This is a genomic window from Streptomyces sp. NPDC058964 (assembly GCF_042741275.1).
Lineage (GTDB): Bacteria > Actinomycetota > Actinomycetes > Streptomycetales > Streptomycetaceae > Streptomyces.
In genome coordinates this window covers 1-2,574 of sequence record NZ_JBHYKH010000809.1, presented here as the reverse complement: position 1 = coordinate 2,574, position 2,574 = coordinate 1, and the positions used below count along the sequence as shown (strand labels likewise).

2 pseudogenes are annotated in these 2,574 nt (G+C 78.4%); one reads left to right on the top strand and one right to left on the bottom strand.

Annotated elements, in window-relative coordinates:
- Positions 1-1,658, top strand: a pseudogene (locus tag ACFW2E_RS45030) (tetratricopeptide repeat protein); the annotation flags it as partial.
- Positions 1,659-1,916: 258 nt separating this feature from the next.
- Here ACFW2E_RS45030 and ACFW2E_RS45025 read toward each other — a convergent pair.
- A pseudogene (locus ACFW2E_RS45025) lies at positions 1,917-2,216 on the bottom strand (dihydroxyacetone kinase); the annotation flags it as partial.
- Positions 2,217-2,574 lie beyond the last annotated feature (358 nt).

The window sequence follows — 2,574 nt, the reverse complement described above, 5'->3', positions numbered from 1 at the left end:
GCGCGCGCCCCGCCGTGGGCGGCGGCGTCGAGCGTGACGCGCGGGACCGCGCGGTGAGAGACGACCACGAGGCGATGGACCGCGGCCCGGAGGGCACGGGGCTCTTCGAGCGGGCGGCCGAGCTGTACGCGGAGGCGGGCGACCCCGGGGAGGCGCTGGCGGCACGCGCGCGTGCGGCGTACGTGCGCGCCCTGTCGGGCCACGTCGACGAGGCGCTGGCGGCGGTCGAGGATCCGTACGACCAGGTGCTCGCCCTGTACGCGGACGACGCCACCGGCGTGCGGCAGACGGCCTCCGTCCTGATGGGGCGGGCGCGGATCCTGCTGCGCCGGGTGCACGAGGGCGCCCCGGGCGCGGTCCCTGACGCCGATCGGTCCGTACGGGAGCTTCTGGCACTGGTGCAGGGGCACACCGGCGGCGATGTGCGGCTGGCCTCGCGGGCCGCCGAGGGGCGGGCGATGCTGGCCGAGCTGGCGGCGCTGACCGGGGACGCGGAGCGGGCCGCGGGCCTGTTCCGGATGGCCGCGCGGGGATTCGTGGAGGCGGGGCTGCCGTGGTTCTCGGTGGAGTACGAGGTGCGGGTGGCCGCTCTCGCGCATGAGCTCGGCGACACGGCGGAGGCGGAGCGGGCGCTGCGGGCGTCGCTGGAGCACGGCGGGCCGTACCTGGAGGCGACGGGGCGGGCCCAGCTGCATCTCCAGCTGGCCGAGGTCATCGGCGGCCGGGGTGCCGTGCCGGAGGCGGCCGAGCACGCCCTGGAGGCCGCGCACTGGGCCGACGAGGCGGGCGAGAGCGCCACGCTGGGCGCCTGGGCGCGGCATCAGCTGGGCGGCTTCCTGCTGCGGCAGGGGCGGTTCGCGGAGGCCGCGGAGGTACTGGAGTCGGCGCTGCCCGACCTGAACGCCGACACGCACGGCGACGGGGCGATCGTGCAGACGCAGTGGTGGCTCGGGGACTGTCTGGGTGAGCTGGGCGAACACCGCGCGGCCGCCGAGCGCCGGCTGCAGGCGGCCGAGATCGCCCGGCACTGGCCGGAGCAGCAGGACCACGCGACGCTCGCCCACCTGGCCGGCGAGTCCCTCGGGCAGGCGGGACTGGCGGACGAGGCGGACCGGGCCTACGCCCGCGCGGGCGACCTGTGGCGTTCGCTGGGCAATGTGCACGGCCTCGTCCGCTCGCGGCGGGCCCGCGCGTGGCTGGCGCTGCGCGCCGAGGGCGGCCCGGCCGGGGCGCGGGAGCTGATGGCGGGCGCGGTCGAGGAGTGCGCGGCGGCCCTGGAGGTCTGCGACGACGCGGCGGCACGGGACCGGCTGGCCGCCGAACTCGGCCACACCCACCGCCAGTTCGGCGATCTGCTGGCCCGCTCGGTGTCCGAGGAGGCCGAGGACGAGGTGATCCGGACCGCGTTCGAGCAGGCGCTGTCCGAGACGGTGCGCGCGGTCGCGGTGTTCGGCTCGCTGGGCGACGACGCCCGGCACAGCCGTACCGGGGCCGAGCTCGCCGCCGGATGGCTGGAGGCCGACCTGGGCCGCCCGGACGAGGCGGCCGCACGCGCGCGTGAGGTGCTCACGGCATACGAGGGGGCCGACGACGAGGACGAGACCGTCCGGGCCCGCCGGGCCGAGGCACGGCAGATGCTGGGCCTGCGGGAGCGGTGAGCGCGGGCACCGGCCGGCTCTCCCGCGGGACGGCGGCAGGCGCGGGGCCCGCCCGCCCGGAAGGACGTGACCGCCTCGGCGAGGCCGGCGCCCGGCCGCACACCGTTCGCGCCCGGCACGGCAGGCGCCGGGCTTCCGGGAGCGGTGAGCGCGGGTACTACTGGCTCTCCGGCGGCGCGGGGGCGTGTCGCGCGGAGCGTCGGGCGGTGCGTCTCGCTCCGCGCCCCGCGCACGCCTCAGTGCGCCTCACTCCCTGCCTCACTCCACGCCGATGAGCAGCAGCGCCCCCTGCCGGCCGCCGCGGTACACCACCGTGTCGACGGCGAGATACGACTCGCGGACCCGTGTCTCGAGGCGGTCGGCGATCTCCTCCGGCGCCTCGTCGCCGAGGACGAGGGTGACCAGCTCGCCGCCGGCCTGGAGCATGCGGTCCAGGACGGTCTCGGCGGCGGCGGTGACGTCCGTGCCGATGACGGCGACGTCCCCGTCGATGAGGCCGAGGACGTCGCCGGCCTGGCAGATGCCGGCCATGGTCCAGGACTGCCGCTCGGCGACCGTGGGGGCGGGGGGGCGGGGGGGGCCCCGGGCGGGGGTCTGGGGGGGCGGGGGCCCCCCGACCGGGGGTGGTGTGGCCAAAGCGCCGCTGGCGCTGCGACGAGCTGGCCTGCCGGCGTCGCTCGTTCACCGAATCGGTCCCGCCAGTACCGCCACGTAAGCGGCTAACCACACGATTACGGGCTGCGGCCGGGGCGGCGGTGGCCGATCAGGGCCGCACCGTCGTCCAGGCGGCCCACGACTACGCGTTCTCCTGGCCGGGGGGGGGGGCGGGGGGGACCCCGCACCCCCCCGCGCGGGGGCCGGGCCCCCCCCAGCCCCGGGGCGCGCGCGCGCTCGCCACGAACCCCCCCCCCCCCCG